This is a genomic window from Streptomyces sp. NPDC047042 (assembly GCF_040644035.1).
Classification (GTDB): domain Bacteria; phylum Actinomycetota; class Actinomycetes; order Streptomycetales; family Streptomycetaceae; genus Streptomyces.
In genome coordinates, this window is the sequence record NZ_JBEYVP010000010.1 from 106,523 (window position 1) to 128,820 (window position 22,298).

Genomic DNA, 22,298 nt, shown 5'->3' on the forward strand with positions numbered 1-22,298 from the left:
GTGAGCGTGATGTGACTGATGGTGCTCAACTAGCCGTCACTATAGGGGAGTTGGTGATCAAATTTGCGGTGTTTCGGTTCGGTCCTCACAAACCGTCCACGTTTCAGGTGCCGCACGGACGGTCACTGTCAGTGGCGGGAGGCATGCTGGGGGCATGACGGATCCTGGACCGCTGGAGGCGGAGCCACGGGGGGCCGTCCGGGGTGAGGTCGGTTTCGACGCGATGTCCCGGGCGCTGACCACCATGGACGCGTCGAGCGGCCGGCGCACGCGTCCCGCTCGGCGCGGTCGACCGGCGCGCCCGCACGTCGATCGCGGGCCAAGCGACGGGCGCGGGGGTCGTTCTGGACTTCACCCGGCACATGAACCACCTCCTTTCCCTCAACCACGAGGAACAGACGGCGGTTGTTCAGCCGGGCCGGACGCGGTTGGGGCAGCCGTGAGCCGTCGTGATCATGTCATCGTTCGGTGACAGCGTTGTCCGGAAACGATGTGCCGGGAACCCTTCGGCTCGCAGCCCCCTCATGATGATCAAGAAAGACACGAGAAGCCGAACCCGCTTCGGCCTCAACTCGCTGATCACCAAGGGGATTTCATGTCCGGCAACCGTCGCAAGGCCATACTCGTCTCCGCAGCCCTCGTAGGCGGTGCCATGCTGATGACCGCGTGCCAGGACACGTCCGCGGACTCGGACACCGGCGCCGCGAAGGGCTCTTCGTCCGCCACTCCGACCGCTACTACGGCCGACACCGCGGCCACCTCGTCCGGCTCGTCGACCGGGGCCACCCCGCCCGGATCGTCGACCGCGGGCAGCGGGCAGAGCACCGGCAAGGGCTCCGACGCGGCCGGCAAGGGGACCGAGGACGGGGCAGGATCCGGTGCCGACACCGGCAACGGCAAGAAGGAGCCGGTCGAGCAGGGCTGCGGCGCCAACGACATCTCCTGGAGCACCAAGTCCGAGACGCAGGGCGGCGGATACATCCTGATCATCGCGAAGGCGAAGCCGGGGATCAGCTGCTACCTGCCCGCCGCACTGCCGACCGTGGCATTCGGATCCGACGGCACCGAGGCAGGCCCGGCCGAGCAGTCGGTCGGTGATCAGATCAAGCTGAGCGGGAGCACCGCCGCCTACGCCGGGGTGAACCCCAAGAGCACCAACTCCGACGGTGGCAAGGAACTGGACAGCATCATCGTCGCCGTCGGCAACGACGACCCGGACCCGGTTTCCCTGCCGGTCGGCACCATCACCGTCGAGCAGCCGGTCGTCACCAACTGGCACACCTCCTCGGCGGACGCCGTCCCCTTCAACTGAGCTGAGCTGAGCCGACCTGACGGCCGAGAGCGCCCCCAGGTCAGGCAGCCGGATCCGACGGCCCCACGATCGCCCGCAGCGCCGCTAGGTGACCCCGGTAGGCGTCCCGGCCCTGCCGGGTCAGGCGGAGCCACACGCGCTGCCGGGTGTCGCGGACGGCCTTGCGCTGCTCGACGTAACCGGCGTCCATCAGCACGGTGACGTGCTTGCTCAGCACGGAGGCGGAGAGGTCGAGTTGCTGTTGGACCAGGCCGAACTCGGCCTCGCCCGCGGTGTCCAGGAGGGCGCAGATACGCAGCCGGTTCGGGGCGTGGATGGTGGCGTCGAAACCGTCCAGGGGGTCAGGGGTTTCGGCGCTCATGCCGTCTTCCGGTGCAGGCGGACGAAGGCGAGGTGGAAGCCGACGGACACGCCCGCGCTGATCAGCGAGGCGGCGATCAGCCACAGAGGCTGTCCGGTGGCGCGGAACGCGAACGCCGACCCCACCAGCAGCACGGGCAGGCCGACCGCGAGCGGCACGGTCGCCCGCTTCGGCAGCACGTCCAGCCGCAGTGCCACCCCGGTCCGCTCGCGCCACGCCTTGGCCGCGACGGCGAAGAGCGCGCCGTACGCGACGGTGGTCACGAGCATGATCCCCATCCAGGCGGGACGCGGCAGCAGCCAGTCCGAGTCGGCCATGACGCCGCCGTAGACGACAGGGAGGGCGGCGATATAGAGCGTGAGCGTGACGAAGAACCAGGTCGGCCATGGTGTCGCCGACAGCGCCGCGGCGGATGACCGGACGTGGTCTGTGTCGGCGAGTGCGGAACGGGCCTGTTCCGGCGTGAGTGGTACCCCGTGAGTTTCCATGACGGAAAGAGTAGCGGACAGTTTCCAATACGGAAAGCGTCGAGTTTCCGGTGCGGCAAGTGGCCGGCCGGCCGGTCCGCGCACGCGGGCAGCCGGGTGGGCCGCGGTGGTGTCACCCCGGCCCACGGCTGGAGATGTCAGGAACTGCTGTAGAGCGTGGCGACCTCGCTCGCGGTCAGGGCGCCCGGATAGGTCCGGACGTCGCTGACACTGCCGGTGAGCTGGTTGTAGAGGCCTGTGGGATTGCTGACGGTGGCGATGGCGCCGATGGTGAGCGCGCCGCCGGGGCTGTACTGCGGTGTGGTGTTGGTGGCGGTGTCCTTGAGCACGCCGTTGACGTAGAGCTGCATGGTGCCGCTGCCGGAGGTGTAGACGCCGGTGAGGTGGACCCAGGTGCCGACCGTGGCGGGGGCGGCGGCGGTGATGAGGGTGGCCGAGGTGCTGGGGTCGTTCGAGGTGGTGCGGAAGACCCAGCCGGCGGTGTTGCTGTAGCCGAGGTAGAACGCCTGGTGGTAGACGGTGCCCTGGCCGAGACAGAACTGCGCGGCGAGGTCGTTGTCGGCCTTCATCCAGCAGGAGACTGTGTAACTCTGCGTGGTGTTCACCGCGGGCGCGGTGGCGTGGACGATGCCGTCGGTGCCGTTGAAGACGGCGGCCGCGCCCGCCGTGCCCTTGTGGTTGGTGCCCCAGGTGACGCTGGAACTGGGCGTGCTCGGATTGAGCCCGGCGGTGTCGTCACCGCCGGACGCGCTGGTCAGGGTCCACTGGTCGGCGTAGTCGAAGTCGGTGCCGGTGTCCCAGACGGGCAGCCCGTCGTCCAGGTAGATGACCAGATTGCCGTCGGGCTGCAGAAGCATCGCCCCGCCCTGGTTGTAGTTGGTGACGGAACTCCACAGCGCCCCGGTCGTGGCGGTGGCGTCGGGGTAGGCCACCAGGTTGCCGTCCGGCTGGAAGGTGAGGGTCGCGGCGGGGGTGCTCGCCGTGCCCTTCGTGTACAGCGGTGTCCCGGCCGAGGTGACGGTCAGCTTCCCCTGGTCGAAGGCGACGGTGGTGGCGTTGCGCGTCCAACTGCTGCCGCTGGGCCAGCGGGTGCCGTCGTTCGGGAAGAGGGTGAAGTTGGCGTTGCTCTCGGTGCCCGCCACCTGGGTCGGGGTCAGCACCCGGGTCCAGGTCTGCAGCTGCGAGACGGAGCCGTCGAGGAACGCGGTCATGGCGCCGTTGTTCAGATAGCCCCCGACCACCAGAGCGCCGCCGAACGCGGAGGTGGTAGCCGTGTGGGACACCGCGGCCGCTTCGACGCCGTTGACGTAGATGGCCATCAGCTTGTTGACGGAGTCGTAGGTGACGGTCAGGTGGGTCCAGGCGCCCAGCGCGACATGGGAGCCGTAGGCGCAGTTGTTGGTCGGGCTCGCCACGTCGGACGTGGCCATGCAGAACGCCCACTCCCCGGTGCCCGCGTCGGCGTAGACCTTCATGCCCGCGGTGTGGGTGCCGCTCTGGGAGACGACGGCGTTGCCCGCGACGGTGGCCTTGGCCCAGATGGACAGGCTGAAACTGCCGCCGAGGGCGAGTGGAGCCGTGGACGAGGACAGGGTGGCCGTGGTCGCGGACACCCCGGTGTTCAGCGAGACGTCGGGGCTGAACAGGTCGCCGGTCGACCAGACAGCGGCGCTGTTGGCCGAGCTGACCGTCGGTCCGGTGGCCGAGGTCCGGTCGGCCGACCCGGTGGTGGAGCCCACCGTGCCGTCGCTCTGGTCGTCGAGGTCCCAGATGTGGCTCTGCGCGGCGAGGGTGTCCTGTGGCGCGGTGCTCTGGAAGCCGCTGTCGTCGGATGTCATGAGGCCGGCGGTCACCTTGCCGGTGGAGTCGGTGCTCCACAGGTCGGGGCTGCCGTCGCCGTTGATGTCGGCGGCCTGCAGGGAGCGCTGGAGACCGGTGTTCCAGCCGGAGGCGACGTGGTGCGAGGAGAAGGAGAAAGTGCCGCTGTCCGGGTCGTACGACAAACCGGTCCACAGATAGAGGTCGCCCGTGGTGCTGTTCCACAGGTACATCGCGGTGCCCGGCGTCGGACTGGTGCTCGGCAGCTGTGTGGTGACGATGGACCAGTTCTGCCAGTCCGTGCCGCCGGTGGGCGTCGGCGTCGTCAGCAGCTGGAGGGAGTTGTCGACACCGCCCGGACCGCTGCCGTACGACCCGATGGTGCCGGTGTCACCGGTGTAGAGGTTCAGGTAGTAGCCGTTGCCCGTGTCCCCCGAGATGCCGATGAGGTCCGGATAGGCGCTCTGACCGCCGGAGTCGTCGCCGGTGACGCCGTCGGCGGCGGCCAGCTGGACCGGGGCGTCGCCGAACGTGTCGTCGAGAGCGCCCGACAGGACGTCGGCGGGGTTGCTCGCGTCCAGTGCGGAGCCGTCGCCGCTGCCGGAGAGGATCTCCCCGGTCCCGGCGTGTGTCCCCGAGGGGTAGTAGACGAAGACGTCCTGGAGGTTGTCGCGGGTGAACGGACCGGAGAAGGCGATGGCTCCGTCGTAGTCGCCCGGGGTGCCGAGGCCGGTGGCGCTGTTGGCGTTGACGCCGCTGCCGTACATGCCGATGTCGGTCGCCGCGGAGTTGACGTGACCGTTGCCGGGGCGGCCGGGGGAGGCCTGGCCGGGGGCGAGCCAGAGGCCGGACGAGAGTCCGTTGACGGACTTGGCACCCACCTGGAGGAGGTCGGGGACGCCCTGGCCGGTCAGGTCACCGTCGGCGGCCGGGGTCGCGGGGGTCGCCGCGTTGAAGACGAGACCGGCGGTGTCGCCGTAGTTGGCGCCGGCCGACAGGCTGGTCACAGTGAGGGTGTCGGTGAACCGGCTCGGGACGATCACGACCTTCCCGCTGCTCGCCGCGAGGGTGTGCGGTGCTCCCCCGTTGAGCTGGTAGACGTACGCGGTCGGTGTGACCGAGCCGCCGGGGGAAGGGCTGATCGTGAAAGAGCACCGGTCGCCGATGACACCCACGGACGGCGGGTCGGTGCTGCCGTCGGCGGGCACATTCACCGGGCACGCGGTGCTGCTGTCGGGCAGCGTGATGACCGGGGCTCCCGGCCTGCTGGGATCGAAGGTGAAGGAACAGGTCTTCGTCCAGGCGCTGGTGAAGTGGAAGTCGGTGTCCTGGGCCTTCCAGTCGATCTGCAGAGCCTTGCTGTTCGCCAGGGACTCCAGTGTCGCCTTGGGGATCTTCAGCGAGAAGGTGTTGCCCGACGGGGCGGTCAGGGAGCTCGAGCTGCTGCTCGCGACCGTGGCGCCGGTCGCGTGGTTCACCGCCGAGAACGCCACCCCCACCGTCCCGCCGTCCGGGTCGGACGCCTTGACATGCAGGGTCACATCACCGTCCCCGACGGTGGCGCCCGTGCAGGAGGTGACCGGTGAGGTGCTCATGGTGTTCGGTACCGTCGGCGCGTGGTCGTAGGTGGTGCTGACGCTGATCTTGTCGGAGAACTCCTTCCAGCCGTACGCGTCGGACTCGTCGGAGGCCCGCAGCCCGAACGTGAGACTCGTCGCCTTGCTGGTGGCGGCGGACTGCATGGTGCTGCCGATGTCGAAGCCGACACCGGCCGCGGGGCAGGAGGAGCTGAAGCCGTGGGCGACCGTCTTGGTCGAGTCGACCTGGCTGCTCAGCGTGGGCGGGTCGTCCCACGTGGTGGAGGAGGAGATACCGCTCGACTTCCACAACTGGACGCCGGTGGCGGTGCACGAGGGCGACCACTCCTCGGTGAAGTTCAGCTGGGACGACAGCACGGTCGCGCCGTAGAGCTTGGACGGCACCGAGATGCGTACGAAGGAACGGGACTTGAAGGTCGGCTCCTCCCAGTCCTGGTAGCCGACCCGCAGCAGGTCCGACGACTTCCAGTAACTCGCGCTGTCCCAGTGTGAGTTGATCTGGGTCCAGGCCTGCAGGGAACTCGAGGCCGAGGGAGCGGTGAAGGTCGGGTCGATGTAGACCGGATAGACCGTGGAGGGGTTCGTGAGGAGTGCGGCGGGGGACGTGAGGGTGATGCCGCTCTGCCGGGAGAGGGCGACCTTGAGGGGCGCGGAGTGGGCGTGCTCACCCGGGGTCGCGGTGGAGGAGCGCACCGGCAGCCCGTCGGCCCGGTCCACGGAGCTTCCCGTGAGCGGGTCCTGCACCGTGCTGTCGGCCGTGGCCGCCTTTGTCGCGGAGTCCCAGATCCGTGGGGCGGTGGCGGTGAACACCGGGTGTCCCGTCGGGTCCTTCGCCGCTATGTTTCCGGCCGCGTCGGCCGAGACCCGCACGCCGTGCGCCCTGGTCGCCAGGGTCAGCGACTTTACTTCCGGATTTGCGGCGGCAGACGCGTTCTTGACGACAAGCACCTCGGAGAAGCCGCCCTGCTCGTCCGCGGTGACCGAGAGGTCGACCCCGTCGAGGACGTCCGGGTAGGTCGCCGTGGGCCCGGACAACTCGGGTGCGGGCAGACGCATCGGGAGCGAGAACGACAGTGACGTGGTGCCCGCGCTCATCGTCGCCAGCGGTCCGGTGCCACCCGGGGACAGGCTCAGGCCGGTGGTCGACACCGCGGGAGAGATACGTCCGTCCGCTGATTCGACGAGGTCGGGATCAAGGCTTTTCCAGGCGCCGGCGACCTTCTTGCGGACCGGCACCAGAAACTGACGTACCGTCAGTGTTCCATCGGGGTGGGCGGTCAAAGTGCTGGTGGAGGTGGTGGCGCCGGTCACTTCGACGGCCTTGCCCGAGGCCTTGGCCCGGGCGAGCGCGGACAGTTCGCCGCGGTCGGCCGGGGTGGTCCGGGCGGGACGGCCCGCGCTCACGGCGGCCTCCGCCGGGCCGGTCAGGGTTGACATACCCGCGGTGAGGAGGGTGAGTATCGCCACCGCGCTCAGTGAGCGCCCGCGATGGGGTGCTCTGCGGCGTGTTCGGGATCTGTTCACGGGGGGATCGCCCGCCTTCCGTCAGGGGACCCACGCCCCCGACTCCTCCTAGTTTGTGACGACTTGTCATGGCGGTGTCCTGTCATTGCCAGTTATTGGACAGTTCATTGGCAACAGCAATGACGGGTTCGTGGAACCTTTCACTGCGGTCCGTTCCGTAACGGACATGGCGCCGGCTGCGAGGGGGAGTCAGGATGTCCTGGGGTGGGGAAGTCGCGCTGTTCCGGCGGGTGAGAACGCGGTGGCTGGTCGTGCCGACAGCCCTGTTCGCGTTCGTCGGCGGGGGAGTGGCCTCGGCCGCGAGCGTTCCGGCCGACACCGGAGCCCGGCACACCGCCGCGCCGAAGCCGCCGTCCGCACCGGCAGTGCCGGACGTGCGAGCGGTCGCCTCGCACGCCGTCGCGGCGAAGAACACCAAGGGCACGCCCTACCGCGCGACGGCCACCCACTTTCCGGCGGCGACGTCGGCCACGGTGCACGTTTCGGGAGCGCCCGCGCCGACAAGCGTCGCCCCCGAGCGCTCGCCGGTCACCCTGCGCGCGGTCGCACCGAGGCACGCCTCCTACGCCGGACCCGCCGACGCCCGGGTGGCGATGAGCGGTCGTGGCGCCGCCACCGCGGCCGGCGTGGACGGTGTGCTCTTCACGGTGTCCCCGGCCGGCCGGGGACGGGGCGAGGTGCAAGTAGGCCTGGACTACTCGTCGTTCGCCCAGGCGTACGGCGGCGGGTTCGGTGCCCGGCTGCGGCTGGTCGAACTGCCCGCCTGTGCGCTGACCACTCCCCGACTCGCCAGGTGCCGCACCCAGACGCCGCTGGACTCCCGCAACGACACGGCCGGCAAGTCGCTCTCCGCGACCGTCCCGCTGAACTCGGCCACTGGCGCCGCCCCCAGCGCCACCACCAACGCCACAGCCGCCGTCTCCCCCGCCGCGACGGTGCTGGCCGCGGTCTCCGGCACGACCGACGGTGACGGCGGCGGCCCGTCGGGCACCTACGGGGCCACCACGCTCAAGCCCTCGGGTTCATGGGCGGCGGGCGGCTCCACCGGCTCGTTCACCTACTCCTACCCGATCCCCACTCCGCCCGCCGCCTCCTCGCTGGCACCCAAGGTGGACCTGAGCTACGACTCGGGCTCGGTGGACGGCCAGACGTCCGCCACACAGGCCCAGTCGTCATGGACGGGAGACGGTTGGAACACCCCGGACTCGTTCGTAGAGCAGAGCTTCACTTCCTGCGCCGACAGCCCGGAGGGCAGCGCGTCCCCGGTGTCCACCCCGGACGAGTGCTACGACGGCCCCGTCCTGACCGTCTCCCTGAACGGCAAGTCGTCATCCCTGGTGTGGGACGCCTCGAAGAGCGTCTGGAAAGCCCAGGACGACAACGGTGAGGTCGTCAAGCACATCACCGACTCCGGCTTCGGGCAGGGCACTTACAACACCGACTACTGGACGGTGACCGAACGGGACGGCACGGTCTACTCCTTCGGCCGCAACGAGCTGCCCGGCTGGTCCTCGGGCAAGGCGACCACGCACTCGGTGGACTCGATGCCGGTCTACTCGGCGCACTCCGGCGATCCGTGCTACGCCTCGGCGGGCTTCACCTCGTCCGTCTGCACCATGGCCTACCGCTGGCACCTCGACTACGTCACCAACGTCCACGGCGACGCGATGGCCTACTACTACAAGCAGGACACGAACTACTACGGCGAGGACAAGGGCGCGCACAACGTGTCCTACGTCCGCGACTCCCACCTCGACCACATCGACTACGGGTTCACCGACCCCAACGCCTACGGCACCCCGGCGGACCGGGTGCAGTTCACCACCGGCGACCGCTGCGTCTCCGGCACGTGCGACCCGCTCGGCTCCTCGACCAAGGCCAACTGGCCCGACGTCCCCTACGACCTGGTGTGCGCCTCCGGAGCGACCTGCGCCAGCCATGCGCCGTCGTTCTTCTCCACCGTCCGGCTCACCACCATAGCCACGCAGCAGTACGCCACCTCGGCCTTCGCGAACGTCGACTCCTGGGCGCTCGCCGAGACCATGCCGGTCACCGGTGACGGCGGCGCCACGCTGTGGCTGTCCTCGATCACCCACACCGGCCAGGACACCGGCGGCGGCTCCACCACCGCCAAGTCCCTGCCGCCCGTGCAGTTCGGCATGGTGGACCTGCAGAACCGGGTCGACACCGTGACCGACGGACTGCCGCCGCTGTACCGGTGGCGGGTCGCCACCGTCACCACCGAGACCGGTTCGGTGATCGGCGTGCAGTACGGCCGGACCGCCCCCTGCTCCGCGCCGGTCACGATCACCCCGTCCGCGAACACCTCGTCCTGCTACCCGGTGAACTGGACCCCGCAGGGCTACAGCGCGCCGATCCTGGACTGGTTCAACAAGTACGACGTGGAGAAGGTCACCCAGTCCGACCCGACCGGCGGGGCCCCGACCACCGCGACCTCGTACCACTACACGCACCCGGCCTGGCACTACGACGACAACGAGCTGGTGAAGGCCAAATACCGCACCTACGGGCAGTTCCGCGGCTTCCAGGACGTGCAGACCCGCACCGGTGACGGTGTGAACGACCCGCAGACCCTGGACGAGACGACCTACTACCAGGGCATGTCGGACGACCACGACACGACCGCGGTCACCCTGACCGACTCGCAGGGCGGCCACCACGACGACGCCGACCAGCTCCAGGGCGAGACCCTGGAGACCACGTCCCACCTGGGCGACGGCGGCCCGGTCGACCATTCCACGATCACCTCGTACTGGATCTCCGCGGCAACGGCGACCCGGACCCGCACCGGCCTGCCCGACCTGGTCGCCGACATGGTCGAGCCGGCCGAGACCTGGACCCGGCAGGCGGTCACGGACGGCGGCGGCACCAACTGGCGGACCAGCGAGACCGACACCACGTACGACACCGGCACCGGGGACGACGACTTCGGCCTCGCGACGACGGTCTACACGCACACCGTCCCCGCCCAGGCCGCCTACGACCGCTGCACCACCACCACGTACGCCCCGGCGAACACGGCCAAGAACCTGGTGGGCCTGACGGCCGGCAGCGAGACCGACTCAGTGGCCTGCGGCGGCTTCACCGAGGGCAGCACCCCCAGCGTCCCCGCATCACTCAACTCCCTCACGGCTCCGGCGTCGGTGAGCCGCCCGGCACAGGTGGTCTCGGCGACCCGCACGTTCTACGACAACCCGACGATGGCCCAGACCTGGCCCCAGCCGACCGACCCCGCCTTCCCGCAGACCGCCGCGCCCACCCGGGGCGACGTCTCCGTCGTACAGAAGGCGGCCGACCACAGCGGCGGCGCCTTCCAGTGGCAGACCACCGCCGCCACCGTCTACGACAGCCACGGCCGCGCCACCAGCGCCTACGACGACGCCGGCAACAAGACCGGCACCGTCTACACCGACAACGCGGTCGGGCTGACCACGGCGACCACCACCACCAACCCGCTCGGCCAGACCTCCGGCACCACGCTCGACCCGGCCCGCGGCCTGACCCTGACCCAGACGGACGCCAACGGTGTGGTCACCACCGTCCAGTACGACACCCTGGGCCGCACCACCGGCGTGTGGAACTACTCGCGGGCCACCACGCTGCCCGCCAACGACACCTACGCCTACACCGTCTCCAACACCGGTGCCACCGCGGTGACCACCGAGAAGCTGAACGACGCCTCCGGCTACATCGCCTCCACCACCCTCTACGACGCCCTGCTGCGCACCCGCCAGACCCAGACCGCCACACCGCAGGGCGGACGGCTGGTCACCGACACCTTCTACGACACCCGCGGCTGGAAGTACGCCACCTACAACGGCTGGTGGGACTCGGCCACCGGCCCGAACACCACCATCGTCTCGGCGGCCGACCTCAAGGACGAAGTGCCGAACCAGGACTACTTCACCTACGACGGCCTCGGCCGCACGGTCCTGGACCAGTCGGAGAAGGACAACCAGCTGGTCTCCGCCACCCGGACCGTCTACAACGGCGACCGCACCACGGTCCTCGCCCCGGCCGGCGGCGTCACGAAGTCCACCGTCACCGACCCCCTGGGCCGCACCAGCGAACTCGACGAGTACACCGCCCCGCCCACCCTGCACCCGGCGGCCGACCCCTTCACCGGCTTCTCCTACCTCTCCGGCGGCACCACCCAGGCCACCGTCTACGGCTACGACGGACACGGCAACCAGGACACCACCACGGCCGGCGGCTCCACCTGGACGAACACCTACGACCTGCTCGACCGGATCACCGTCAAGCAGGATCCGGACGCGGGCACCACGCACCTCGTCTACGACGCGACCGGCAACCTCCTGCAGACCACTGACGCCCGCAACGCCACGATCAGCTACTCCTACGACGCACTCGGCCGCAAGACCGGCGAGTTCGACTCCGACACCACCCACCAGTCCGCCGGCGCGTCCGGGAACGAACTCGCCTCCTGGGTGTACGACAACTCCGACAACGCGGTCAGCGGCATGAAGGACCCGGTCGGCCGGCTCACCACGCAGACCGCGTACGCGAACGGGCAGGCCTACGTCACCCAGTCAAAGGGCTTCAACGTGTTCGGCGAGTCACTGGGCCAGACCGTCACCGTCCCCGCCTCCACCACCACCGGCGCGCTGGCCGGCACCTACAGCTTCTCCAACACCTACAGCACCACCGCCGGACTCCCGGCCAAGAGCACCTTCCAGGCGGCCGGCGGCCTGGGCGCGGAGACCGTCTCGCGCGGCTACACCAGCGCCCTCGACCTGCCGAACGCCATCGGTGGCCTGAACACCTACGCGGCCTCCACCTCGTACGACGCCTACAGCCGGACCACCCAGGAGACCCTCGGTACCGGCAGCAGCACAGCGGCCGTCACCGACACCTTCGACCAGCACACCGGCAAACTCACCGACCAACTGGTGACCAGGACCGTCGGCAGCCCCTCCTCCGTCGATGACACGCACTACACCTACGACCTCTCCGGCAACATCACCCAGCAGACCGACACCCGGCTGGCCTCCGGCAGCACCGCCGAGACCCAGTGCTTCCAGTTCGACGCCCTCGACCGGCTCTCCCAGGCCTGGACCGCCACCGACTCCTGCGCCGCCACCCCGGTCCCCGGATCGAGCGCGACCGTCGGCGACAAACTGGACGCGGCCGACGCCTACTGGACCAGCTGGAGCCTGGACGCCCTGGGCAACCGGCAGAGCGAGACGGACCACTCCACCTCGGGCGGCGCCGACACCACGACCGGTTACGCCTACGACGGCAACGGCGTCGGCCAGCCGCACACCGTCACCTCCACCGGCACGAACGGCACGAACACCGGCTCGACGTCGTACGTCTACGACGCGGACGGCGACATGACCACCCGCAGCACGGCCACCACCGGCACCCAGACGCTCGCCTGGAACGACAACCAGCAGCTCACGGGCATCACCGGCGGCACAAAGGGTGACAGTCACTTCGTCTACAACGGGGACGGCAGTCTGCTGCTGGAGCAGGACCCGGGGACCACCACCCTCTATCTCCCCGGCGAGCAGCTCACCCTGGACACGGGCGCCGGTACCGTTTCCGGCACCCGCTACTACCAGCTCCCCGGTGGCGGTACCGCCGTTCGTACCGCCACCGCCTACGGCTATGAGTTCGCCGATCAGCACGGCACGAACGGGCTGTACATCGACTCCGCCTTCCAGAGCCCCTCCTGGCGGCAGTTCACCCCGTACGGCGCTCCGCGCGGGACGCAAGCGGCCCCTTGGGTCGACAACCGGGGTTTCCTCGACAAGCCGGCCGACACGGCCACCGGACTCACCGTCGTCGGCGCACGTCAGTACGACCCGGTGATCGGGCGCTTCGTCAGCCTCGACCCGTTGTTCGAAGCCACCAGCCCGCAGGAGCTCAACGGCTACACCTACGCCGGGGACAACCCGGTCACCAACAGCGACCCCACCGGCAAGCGGCTCTACGACCCGGACACCGGCTGCAACGGGTCCACCGCCGAGGTGGAGCGGTGCATCGCCGAGACGGACGGCCACGCCGGCGGCGGGGGTGGCGGGGGCGGTGGCTCCGGCGGCGGGAGCGGCTCCGGTGGTGGCGGTGGTGGTGGTGGCGGAGGCGGCGGGTCGACCATCAACCACAACGGCGGCGTCGGCAGCACCTCCTACGGACCCTTCGCGCCCGCGCCCGCCGTGTCGCCCGGGAACGGCTGCGACTACGTCCTGATCGACCCCTGCGGGAGCCACAGCTCCAGTCTGACCGCGCCGGCGGCCCAGAACGGCATACCGTTCTTCATCTCGCCGTACTGCAACGGACCGGGTTGTACCGCCGCCAACCTCACCGACATCGGGGCCGGTGTGGCGACCTCGCTCACACCGGCCGCCCGAGGGCTGTCCCAGGGCCCCTTCCTGAACAAGGTGTACCGAGCGGCCTCCCAGCCGCCGCCCGACTCCGGCCTGATGAAGAACATGAGCCAGGAGGCCGCGGACCGGCTGGCGGCGAGCACTCTCACCAAGAGCAAGGGACTGTCCGAGGCCGGCAAGTACGTCAAGAACGGCGGGTACGGACTGTCGGTGCTCGGCGGCGGAATCTCGGCCTACGGTGAGTACAACCAATCGCACGACCCCTACAGGGCGGCGACCGTGGGAGTGACGGACTCCGGCGTGAACGTCCTCGCGGGTACGGCCGGAGGCACACTGGGAGGCATCATGGCCGGCAGTGCGGCGGGTGCGGAGCTGGGCGTCTGGGCGGGACCGGTAGGTGTCGTGGCCGGGGCATTGATCGGCGCCGGTACGGCCTACGTGGTCGACGACCTCGCCAACAAGGGCATCGGTAAACTCTTCGACCGTCTGGGCTGGTGAGACTGTGATGACCGTCGTGTACTGGCTCGTCATCGCCCTCTGCGGGGTGGTGGGCACCACGTTCCTCCGGTTCGCCGGGCGGAGCTGGCGGGAGGGGCGCTCGTACGCCTACCGGATGCGTTTCGTGCCGTACCCGGACGACTTCAAGAAGGGCATCGAGCGGGCCTTCGGCACGGTTGGCGCCTTCCACTGGGTGGCGGCCCTGTTGATGGCCACGGTCCTGCTCACCCCCGCCTCCCTCACCACGTGGGAGGCGGGTCTGCTGGGCACGCTGCTGGTCGCCCTGCTGACCGGCGTGGGCCTGACGCTGTCGATCATCTGGTTCAACCGCCCCCGCTTCCTCGTTCCCCCGCACATGCGCACGCAACAGGGGACGGTGAGGGCACGTGCGGCCGCCCGTCGGACTCAGTGAGCATGGACTCGACGCCGACCGCGTCTCCCTTTTCGTTGTCGCCGCGGCCGGCATGGTCATCAATGCGCTCGCCCTCGCGCGAGTCGGCCCCTGGAAGAACCGCCCGCAGCGAACGGCACTGCCCCTGCTGCTCCTGAGCGCCGGAATCGGCATCGGGTCGCTTTCCGGTCTTCCCTCGACCCATCGGCTGCTCTGGGACTCGGTACTGCTGCCGCCGAGCATGGTGCTTGTGCTCCTCGGCGTGTACTTCTTTCTGCGCGCAGGGGACCGACGTGTGAAGTAGTGCCCTGCGCCCGCAGGTATGCGTCGGTTCGCATGTTCGTTCTGGTCCATTACTCTGGACGAGAGAGTCCATCGCGTTGTACGAAGATCGCGCGGAAATCCTGGGAAGGCCCTGTGAAGATGCCCAGTGCTGAGCGTCTGCCCTCGTGGGCCGTCGTGGCCGGACCAGTTGTGCCGGCCGGGGCCGGTGACGCCGTGCTGCCCTCCGCCAATCTGCCTGCTGTGGTTGTTCCTCCCTCCGGGGGCTCTCGGGGGCGGCATCGAGGGGCGCGCAAGGGGTGGGGGACCCTCGGGGCCGTGGGGCTCGTGCTGTCCGGCGGGATATCCGTGCAGTTCGGCGGGGCCCTTGCCGTGACCCTGTTGCCGAGGGCCGGGGCCTTCGGGATCGTCACGCTCCGGCTGGTCGCCGCCGCCGTCATCATGCTGGTGGTGTGCCGGCCCAAGGTGCGCGGGTACTCCCGGGGCGACTGGGGAGTGGTCCTCCTCTTCGGGGTGACCATGGCCGCCATGAACGGGCTGTTCTACCAGGCCATCGGCCGCATCCCGCTCGGCCCCGCCGTCACCCTCGAGGTGCTCGGGCCGCTCGTACTGTCCGTCATCGCCTCCCGCCGCGCCCTCAATCTCGCCTGGGCCCTACTCGCCCTCGCCGGGGTCTTCCTGCTCGGCGGAGGCGGCTTCAACAGCCTCGATCCCGTAGGGGTCGCCTTCGCCCTCGGCGCCGGTGCCATGTGGGCGCTGTACATCGTCCTGAGTTCCCGTACGGGACGCCGGTTCCCGCAGGCCGACGGGCTGGCGCTCGCCATGGCGGTCGCCGCGGTGGTGTTCCTGCCGCTGGGCGTCCTCGAGTCCGGCGAGAAGCTGCTCGACCCGACCACCGTGGCCCTGGGCGCGGCGGTGGGCGTACTCTCCTCCGTCCTGCCGTACACACTGGAACTGCTCGCCCTGCGACGCCTGCCCGCCTCCACCTTCGCGGTCCTGATGAGCCTGGAGCCCGCGGTCGCCGCGACCGCAGGCTTCCTGATCCTCGACCAGGCCCTCTCCGCCCCCGAGGCCCTCGCGATCACCCTGGTCATCGTGGCGAGCATGGGCGCGGTACGGACCCAGGTGAGCGGGAAGAAGATGCCGGCCGCCGGTGTCGAGGAGGCGCCTGAGCTGACTCGAGCGCCCCGGAAGCCACTGGAGTTGGAGGCCTGAGCGCGCCTCGCGCCGGCGTCGCCCTGTTCGCTCACGGCTCCTCGCATCTGCGGTAGCCGGCAATCGTGATCGGCAACCGTGATCGGGAATCGGCCACCTGAGAACGGGAGTGACCGCCTGTCGCCGTAAAGGCGACAAACCGCCGGTGCGGGCCGCCCTCGGGCCTTTACTGTACGTACATGCCGCGCTGCGCATCGCAGCCGCCCGAGGAGGACTCCTGTGTCATCGCCCTGCGATCCCCAGTACGCTCCCGTCGGCGATGTGGGTGCGGCACTCATGGTGATCGACTCCCAGCTCAAGAGCGTTCACGACGGCAAGGCCGGCGTCGACCCCGAACACCGCAAGCTGATCGACCAGTTCGCCGCGTCGCTGGGCCCCAAAGGGGCCAAGGACCTGCTGGACGGCGCCTGCACGCTGATCTACATGTTCATGACGTGGCTGCGGAAGGCTCACGAGGACCACGAGAAGGACGTCATCGAGTACGTGGTCCCCACCCTCGTCGCCACGATGCGGATGATGCCCAAGAGCGTCAGCCCCGAGGTGATCCCGACCATGGCGGGCATGGTCATCGCGGCGGGCACGGGGCTGAGCCCCAACCTGTGGCGCAAGCAGTACGGAGACTGGACCGAGGAGGAGATGACTCCCCTGGAGGCCACCGCGTTCCTGCTCGCGGAACACATCAACCGCATCACCGAGGACCCCGACTTCGCCACCCGTATGATCGCCGACGCGCTGTCCAGGTCGGTCGACGAAGGGTGAGGCATCGTGGCGGAGGGCACCTCGGATGACGGTCGGGGGCGTGAACTCGTGCTCCAGGAGGGCCTGACCCACGCACACCTCGCCCACGTCCACCGCGAGGCCCTGCGGGTGCTGCGCTCCGGCATCGACACGGCCCACGTGGACGCCTACAGCGACGACGCCTGGCCGCCGGAGACGCTGCCGTCGTACGAGCGCCTGCTGACCCTGGGGAAGGAGGCACCCGCGGACGGCAGACGCTCACGCCGCGACGACCCCGGGATGGCCATCGACATCGACGTCAGCGACGACGAACAGTTCGGCGTGCTGCTGGACCTGGCGCCGCACACGATCCACGCCGAGGCGCGACAAGGAGGGCGACCCGTCTTCAGCGCCAACGACTCGGGCACCTCGCTGTGGCTGTCGGTCACCCGGCGGCAGGAGGACGAACTGCGGTACCGACTGACGGAGTTGGGGATCCCGGCGACCGTATTCGCCGAGGCTCCCCGGCGCCGCCGACACAAGTAGCCGCCGGCCGCGCGGGGTTCGGCGATCAGCGGGGACCCGGACAGCCGAGCCGCGCCCAACGGCTCGGTCAGACGGACGGCTTCTCCCACACCGACACATGCTTCGTGCTCTCGCTCGTGAACGGCTCCCGCCCCCACCCCGCCCACCGCTCGCGCAACCGCATCCCCGCCAGCCGGGCCATCAGATCCAGCTCGGACGGCCATACGTACCGGAACGGAATGGACCGGTACGACCCGCGCCCGTCCACCACCTCGACGTAGTTCGAGCTGGTCGACTGGGTGGCGGTGTCGTACACGTCGAAGGCCCAGCGCGTCGGGCTCGTGTGGTACGGCACGACGCTCTGGCCGGGAGGCAGCCTCCGCAGCTCGGGAATCCCGACCTCGATCACGAAGGCCCCGCCGGGTGCCAGATGCGCCGCGACATTGCGAAAGCAATCGATCTGGGCGTCCTGTGAGGTCAGGTTCATGATCGTGTTGAAGACGAGATAGGCGACCGAGAAGTCCCTGTCGGTCGACTCGGCCCGCGTCGACGAGAAGTCCCCGATCGTCACCCCGATCGCGTCCCCGCCCTCCTTGGCGCGCATCCGGGCCACCATCGCCCGGGACATGTCGATCCCGTGCACCTCGACCCCGCGCCGCGCCAACGGCAACGCGATACGTCCCGTCCCGACGCCGAGTTCGAGGGCCCGCCCCTTGCCCGCAAGCCCGGCCAGGAAATCCACCGCCGGTTCGATCGCGGCCGGCGTGAACATCTCGGAGGACGGGTCGTCGTACTCCGCGGCCACGGGTTCCCCGAAGTAGCCGTCGTCGCCGTCATCGTTGCCGTCTTCGCCGTCAAGGTGATGGTCGTCTGGGAAAGTCACCGGAGGACCGTACTGCGGATTGCGATCGCGACGCATCCGAATTTGACCCGTCAATATTTGACCCGTCAATGCAAGCACGCTTGCTTGTTTCTGGCGGCACTGCCATCCTTCGAGAACGAGAAGAACGAGAAGAACGAGAAGAAGGAAGCGCCTCGTGTCCGAACCCTCGGCCGATACGCGGAACGTCATCGACGACCTGCGTCAGGAGAGCGCCCAACTCGACCATCTGGTGGCCGAGTTGAGCACCGAGCAGTGGGCCCTCGACACCCCCGCCCCCGGCTGGACCGTCGCCCACCAGATCGCGCACCTCGCCTGGACCGACCACTCCTCCGTGCTGGCCGTGACCGACCGGGCCGCCTTCGACCGTGAGGTGGAGAACGCGCTGCTCGCGCCGGGGGACTTCGTGGACAACGGTGCCGAGGAGTGGGCGGGGAAGCAGCCCGCGAGGTTGCTCGCGGACTGGCGGGCCGGGCGCGAGGCCCTGGCGGACGCCCTGCGCACGGCACCCGCCGGGTCACGGTTCCCCTGGTACGGCCCGCCGATGTCCGCCGCGTCCATGGCGACCGCCCGGCTGATGGAGACCTGGGCCCACGGTCTGGACGTGGCCGACGCGCTCGGCGTGCCCCGGATCGCTCCCACCGCCCGCCTCCGGCACATCGTCCGACTCGGCGTCCGTACCCGCGACTTCGCGTTCGGCGTGCACGGGTTGAACCCGCCGTTCGACGAGTTCCGCGTGGAACTCGTCGCACCTGATGGGGAGTTGTGGACGTACGGTCCCGATGACCCGAAGCAGGCGGTCGGCCGTGTCACCGGCCCCGCCCTCGACTTCTGCCTCCTCGTCACCCAGCGCGCCCACCGCGCCGACCTCGCCCTGCACGCCGAAGGTGACGACGCCGACCAGTGGCTCGACATCGCCCAGGCCTTCGCGGGCCCGCCGGGCAAGGGGCGGGCACCCGGCGGAGCGCAGCCGTGACAGCCCCCCGGAGGCATCCGGCCCCCCTCCGCGTCGGCAACGCCTCCGGCTTCTACGGCGACCGTTTCGACGCCATGCGCGAGATGCTCACCGGCGGCGAACTCGACGTCCTCACCGGCGACTACCTAGCCGAGCTGACCATGCTCATCCTCGGCCGCGAACGCCTCAAGGACCCGGGGGACCCGTCGGCCGGGTACGCCCGTACCTTCCTGCGGCAGTTGGAGGAGTGCCTCGGGCTCGCCCAGGAGCGCGGGGTGCGGATCGTCGTCAACGCCGGTGGCCTCAACCCGGCGGGCCTCGCGGTGAACGTCAGGAAGCTCGCCGAGCGGCTCGGGATCCCGGTCAGGGTCGCCCACGTCGAGGGCGACGACCTCACCGCCGGCCACCCCAACCACCTTGCCGCACACGCCTACTTGGGCGCCTTCGGCATAGCCGCCTGTCTGCGCGAGGGCGCGGAGATCGTCGTCACCGGCCGGGTCACCGACGCCGCGCTCGTCGCCGGACCGGCCGCCGCCCACTTCGGCTGGGGGCCGGGGGACCACGACCGGCTCGCGGGCGCTGTCGTCGCCGGGCATGTGCTGGAGTGCGGTACGCAGGCCACCGGCGGCAACTACGCCTTCTTCGCCGAGCACGTCCGCGAGGACCCCCGCGTTCTCCGCCACCCGGGTTTCCCGCTCGCCGAGATCCACGCCGACGGCACGAGCGTCATCACCAAGCACCCCGGCACCGGCGGCATCGTCGACCTCGGCACGATCACCGCCCAACTCCTCTACGAGACACAGGGCGCCCGGTACGCGGGCCCCGACGTCACCGCCCGCCTCGACACCGTCCGCCTCACCCAGGAGGGCCCCGACCGGGTACATATCCACGGCGTACGCGGGGAAGCGCCGCCGCCCACTTTCAAAGTGGGCCTCAACCGGCTCGGCGGTTTCCGCAACGAGGTCACCTTCGTCCTCACCGGGCTCGACATCGAGGCGAAGGCCGCGCTGGTGCGGGACCAGCTGGAATCCGCCCTTGACTCGGCCAAGTCCCGCCCCGCCGACGTCAGTTGGACCCTCGCCCGCACCGACCGCCCCGACGCGCCCACCGAGGAGACCGCCAGCGCCCTGCTCCGGCTCGTCGTCCGAGACCCCGACCAGCACGCCGTGGGCCGCGCCCTCAGCGGCGCCGCCGTCGAACTCGCCCTCGCCAGTTACCCCGGGTTCCATGTCCTGGCGCCGCCCGGCAAGGGCGCCCCCTACGGGGTGTTCGAGGCGGAGTACGTCCCCCAGGACACCGTGTCCCACGTGGCCGTCCTCGACGACGGACGCCGGATCCCCGTACCCCCGCCGCAGGACACCCTCGTACTGGAGGACCTGCCGAAGCCACCCCTGCCAGAACCGCCGCCACCGCCGGCCGGCCCGACCCGCCGCGCCCCCCTCGGCCTCGTCGCCGGTGCCCGCAGCGGGGACAAGGGCGGCAACGCCAACGTCGGTGTCTGGGTGCGCACGGACGAGGCCTGGCGCTGGCTCGCGCACACCCTCACCACCACCCTCTTCCGCGAACTGCTCCCGGAGACAGCCGAGTTGAACGTCGTACGCCACACCCTTCCGCAGCTCCGCGCCCTCAACTTCACCGTCGAGGGCATCCTCGGTGAGGGCGTGGCCGCGCAGCACCGCTTCGATCCACAGGCCAAGGCGCTCGGCGAATGGCTGCGCTCCCGGCACGTAGACATCCCGGAGGCACTGCTGTGACGGTCCTGACCTCGGCCCTCGACCCCGCCGGCGCGGACCAGTTGGCGAACCGCGAGTCCATGCTCGGCAAACTCGCCGCCCTCGACGCCGAACACGCCAAGGCCCTCGCGGGCGGCGGCGAGAAGTACATCGCCCGCCACCACGCCCGCGGCAAGCTCCTCGCCCGTGAACGCATCGAGCTGCTCCTCGACCCCGACACCCCCTTCCTGGAGCTGTCGCCGCTCGCGGCCTGGGGGAGCGAGTACGCGGTCGGGGCCGCTCTCGTCACCGGAATCGGGGTCGTCGAGGGCGTGGAATGTCTGATCACCGCCAACGACCCGACCGTGCGGGGCGGCGCCAGCAATCCCTGGAGCCTCAAGAAGGCCCTGCGCGCCAACGACATCGCGCTCGCCAACCGGCTGCCCCTCATCAGCCTCGTCGAGTCCGGCGGCGCGGATCTGCCGTCGCAGAAAGAGATCTTCATCCCCGGGGGAGCCGTCTTCCGCGACCTCACCAGGCTCTCCGCCGCCGGAATCCCCACGGTGGCCGTGGTGTTCGGCAACTCCACGGCCGGTGGGGCGTACATCCCCGGCATGTCCGATCACGTGATCATGGTCAAGGAGCGCGCCAAGGTGTTCCTCGGCGGGCCGCCCCTCGTGAAGATGGCCACCGGTGAGGAGAGCGACGACGAGTCGCTGGGCGGCGCCGAGATGCACGCGCGCGTGTCGGGCCTCGCCGACTACTTCGCCCTCGACGAGCACGACGCCCTGCGCCAGGCCCGCCGGGTTGTCGCCCGCCTGGGCCACCGCAAGGCGTACGCCGATCCGGCCCCCACCTCGGTCCAGCCGCCCAAGTACGACCCGGAGGAACTCCTCGGCATCGTCCCCGGCGACCTGCGGACCCCCTTCGACCCCCGCGAGGTCGTCGCCCGCATCGTCGACGCCTCCGACTTCGACGAGTTCAAGCCCCTCTACGGAACCAGCCTCGTCACCGGCTGGACCGCCCTGCACGGCTATCCGGTCGGCATCCTCGCCAACGCCCAGGGCGTCCTGTTCAGCGAGGAGTCGCAGAAGGCCGCCCAGTTCATCCAGCTCGCCAACCAGCGTGACATCCCGCTCCTCTTCCTCCACAACACCACCGGCTACATGGTCGGCAAGGAGTACGAGCAGGGCGGCATCATCAAGCACGGCGCGATGATGATCAACGCGGTCTCCAACTCCCGCGTCCCGCACCTCTCCGTCCTCATGGGGGCCTCGTACGGCGCCGGGCACTACGGCATGTGCGGGCGCGCCTACGACCCCCGCTTCCTCTTCGCCTGGCCCAGCGCCAAGTCGGCGGTGATGGGCCCGCAGCAGCTCGCGGGCGTGCTCTCGATCGTGGCCCGGCAGTCCGCGACGGCGAAGGGCCAGCCGTACGACGAGGACGCGGACGCCGCCCTCCGCGCGATGGTCGAGCAGCAGATCGAATCCGAATCGCTCCCCATGTTCCTCTCCGGGCGGCTGTACGACGACGGAGTCATCGACCCGCGCGACACCCGGACCGTCCTCGGCCTGTGCCTCTCCGCGATCCACACCGCCCCCTACGAGGGCGCCCGCGGCGGCTTCGGCGTCTTCCGAATGTAAGGAAAACC

Annotated in this window: 14 protein-coding genes and 1 pseudogene; 11 read left to right on the forward strand and 4 right to left on the reverse strand. The window is 70.0% G+C overall.

From position 1 onward, the window contains the following. Positions 1-154: 154 nt before the first annotated feature. Positions 155-419: pseudogene (locus tag ABZ855_RS13635) on the forward strand (FAD-binding protein); the annotation flags it as partial. Between the two features lie 176 nt (positions 420-595). Further along, positions 596-1,312, forward strand: coding sequence for a hypothetical protein (locus ABZ855_RS13640; RefSeq protein WP_360805810.1), 717 nt, complete (start codon positions 596-598; stop codon positions 1,310-1,312). Positions 1,313-1,352: 40 nt separating this feature from the next. On the opposite strand, the gene ABZ855_RS13645 is transcribed toward ABZ855_RS13640, so the two are convergent. From ABZ855_RS13645 to ABZ855_RS13655, 3 genes are all read right to left on the reverse strand, one after another. Beyond that, a complete protein-coding gene (locus ABZ855_RS13645; RefSeq protein ID WP_360805813.1) occupies positions 1,353-1,673 on the reverse strand; it encodes a transcriptional regulator in 321 nt (106 codons plus the stop codon). Further along, positions 1,670-2,161, reverse strand: coding sequence for a hypothetical protein (locus ABZ855_RS13650; protein WP_360805816.1), 492 nt, complete (start codon positions 2,159-2,161; stop codon positions 1,670-1,672). Before ABZ855_RS13650 ends, ABZ855_RS13645 begins: the two co-directional genes overlap by 4 nt. Positions 2,162-2,298: 137 nt before the next feature. Beyond that, complete coding sequence (locus ABZ855_RS13655) at positions 2,299-7,044, reverse strand: LamG-like jellyroll fold domain-containing protein (RefSeq protein WP_360805819.1); 4,746 nt, start codon at positions 7,042-7,044, stop codon at positions 2,299-2,301. A 251-nt stretch (positions 7,045-7,295) separates the two neighbouring features. On the opposite strand from ABZ855_RS13655, the gene ABZ855_RS13660 reads away from it, so the two are divergent. From ABZ855_RS13660 to ABZ855_RS13685, 6 genes are all read left to right on the forward strand, one after another. Continuing rightward, on the forward strand, positions 7,296-13,970 hold the full coding sequence (locus ABZ855_RS13660) for an RHS repeat-associated core domain-containing protein (RefSeq protein WP_360805822.1): 6,675 nt from the start codon (positions 7,296-7,298) through the stop codon (positions 13,968-13,970). A gap of 7 nt (positions 13,971-13,977) precedes the next feature. Further along, positions 13,978-14,382: a hypothetical protein gene (locus ABZ855_RS13665; protein ID WP_360805825.1), complete on the forward strand. Its 405-nt coding sequence runs from the start codon at positions 13,978-13,980 to the stop codon at positions 14,380-14,382. Beyond that, entirely contained in the window at positions 14,357-14,665 is a 309-nt protein-coding gene (locus ABZ855_RS13670) for a hypothetical protein (RefSeq protein WP_360805828.1), read from the forward strand. The genes ABZ855_RS13665 and ABZ855_RS13670 overlap by 26 nt, the downstream gene beginning before the upstream one ends. A 119-nt stretch (positions 14,666-14,784) precedes the next feature. Beyond that, entirely contained in the window at positions 14,785-15,858 is a 1,074-nt protein-coding gene (locus ABZ855_RS13675) for an EamA family transporter (protein ID WP_360805831.1), read from the forward strand. Between the two features lie 219 nt (positions 15,859-16,077). Beyond that, positions 16,078-16,617, forward strand: coding sequence for a hypothetical protein (locus tag ABZ855_RS13680; protein ID WP_360805834.1), 540 nt, complete (start codon positions 16,078-16,080; stop codon positions 16,615-16,617). Positions 16,618-16,623: 6 nt separating this feature from the next. Beyond that, the gene (locus ABZ855_RS13685) at positions 16,624-17,121 is read left to right on the forward strand and encodes a hypothetical protein (protein WP_360805837.1); all 498 of its coding nucleotides are present in this window, start codon (positions 16,624-16,626) and stop codon (positions 17,119-17,121) included. A 67-nt stretch (positions 17,122-17,188) separates the two neighbouring features. Here the strand turns inward: ABZ855_RS13685 and ABZ855_RS13690 are convergent, their stop codons facing one another. After that, positions 17,189-17,983 (reverse strand): class I SAM-dependent methyltransferase, encoded by a 795-nt coding sequence (locus ABZ855_RS13690; RefSeq protein WP_360805840.1) that lies wholly within the window; start codon positions 17,981-17,983, stop codon positions 17,189-17,191. Between the two features lie 154 nt (positions 17,984-18,137). Here ABZ855_RS13690 and ABZ855_RS13695 point away from each other — a divergent pair, with 154 nt between their 5' ends. Genes ABZ855_RS13695 through ABZ855_RS13705 form a run of 3 tightly spaced genes read left to right on the forward strand, consistent with a single transcriptional unit; the run spans position 18,138 to position 22,290 of the window. Continuing rightward, positions 18,138-18,956 (forward strand): TIGR03084 family metal-binding protein, encoded by an 819-nt coding sequence (locus ABZ855_RS13695; RefSeq protein ID WP_360805843.1) that lies wholly within the window; start codon positions 18,138-18,140, stop codon positions 18,954-18,956. Next, positions 18,953-20,689: an acyclic terpene utilization AtuA family protein gene (locus ABZ855_RS13700; RefSeq protein ID WP_360805846.1), complete on the forward strand. Its 1,737-nt coding sequence runs from the start codon at positions 18,953-18,955 to the stop codon at positions 20,687-20,689. Before ABZ855_RS13695 ends, ABZ855_RS13700 begins: the two co-directional genes overlap by 4 nt. Continuing rightward, positions 20,686-22,290: a carboxyl transferase domain-containing protein gene (locus ABZ855_RS13705; RefSeq protein WP_360805849.1), complete on the forward strand. Its 1,605-nt coding sequence runs from the start codon at positions 20,686-20,688 to the stop codon at positions 22,288-22,290. Before ABZ855_RS13700 ends, ABZ855_RS13705 begins: the two co-directional genes overlap by 4 nt. Positions 22,291-22,298 lie beyond the last annotated feature (8 nt).

What these genes read in the sequence shown, in the direction of transcription:
- ABZ855_RS13640 (WP_360805810.1), top strand. Translation starts at nt 596, where the DNA reads ATGTCCGGCAACCGTCGCAAGGCCATACTCGTCTCCGCAGCCCTCGTA.
- ABZ855_RS13645 (WP_360805813.1), bottom strand. Translation starts at nt 1,673, where the DNA reads ATGAGCGCCGAAACCCCTGACCCCCTGGACGGTTTCGACGCCACCATC.
- ABZ855_RS13650 (WP_360805816.1), bottom strand. Translation starts at nt 2,161, where the DNA reads ATGGAAACTCACGGGGTACCACTCACGCCGGAACAGGCCCGTTCCGCA.
- ABZ855_RS13660 (WP_360805822.1), top strand. Translation starts at nt 7,296, where the DNA reads ATGTCCTGGGGTGGGGAAGTCGCGCTGTTCCGGCGGGTGAGAACGCGG.
- ABZ855_RS13665 (WP_360805825.1), top strand. Translation starts at nt 13,978, where the DNA reads ATGACCGTCGTGTACTGGCTCGTCATCGCCCTCTGCGGGGTGGTGGGC.
- ABZ855_RS13675 (WP_360805831.1), top strand. Translation starts at nt 14,785, where the DNA reads ATGCCCAGTGCTGAGCGTCTGCCCTCGTGGGCCGTCGTGGCCGGACCA.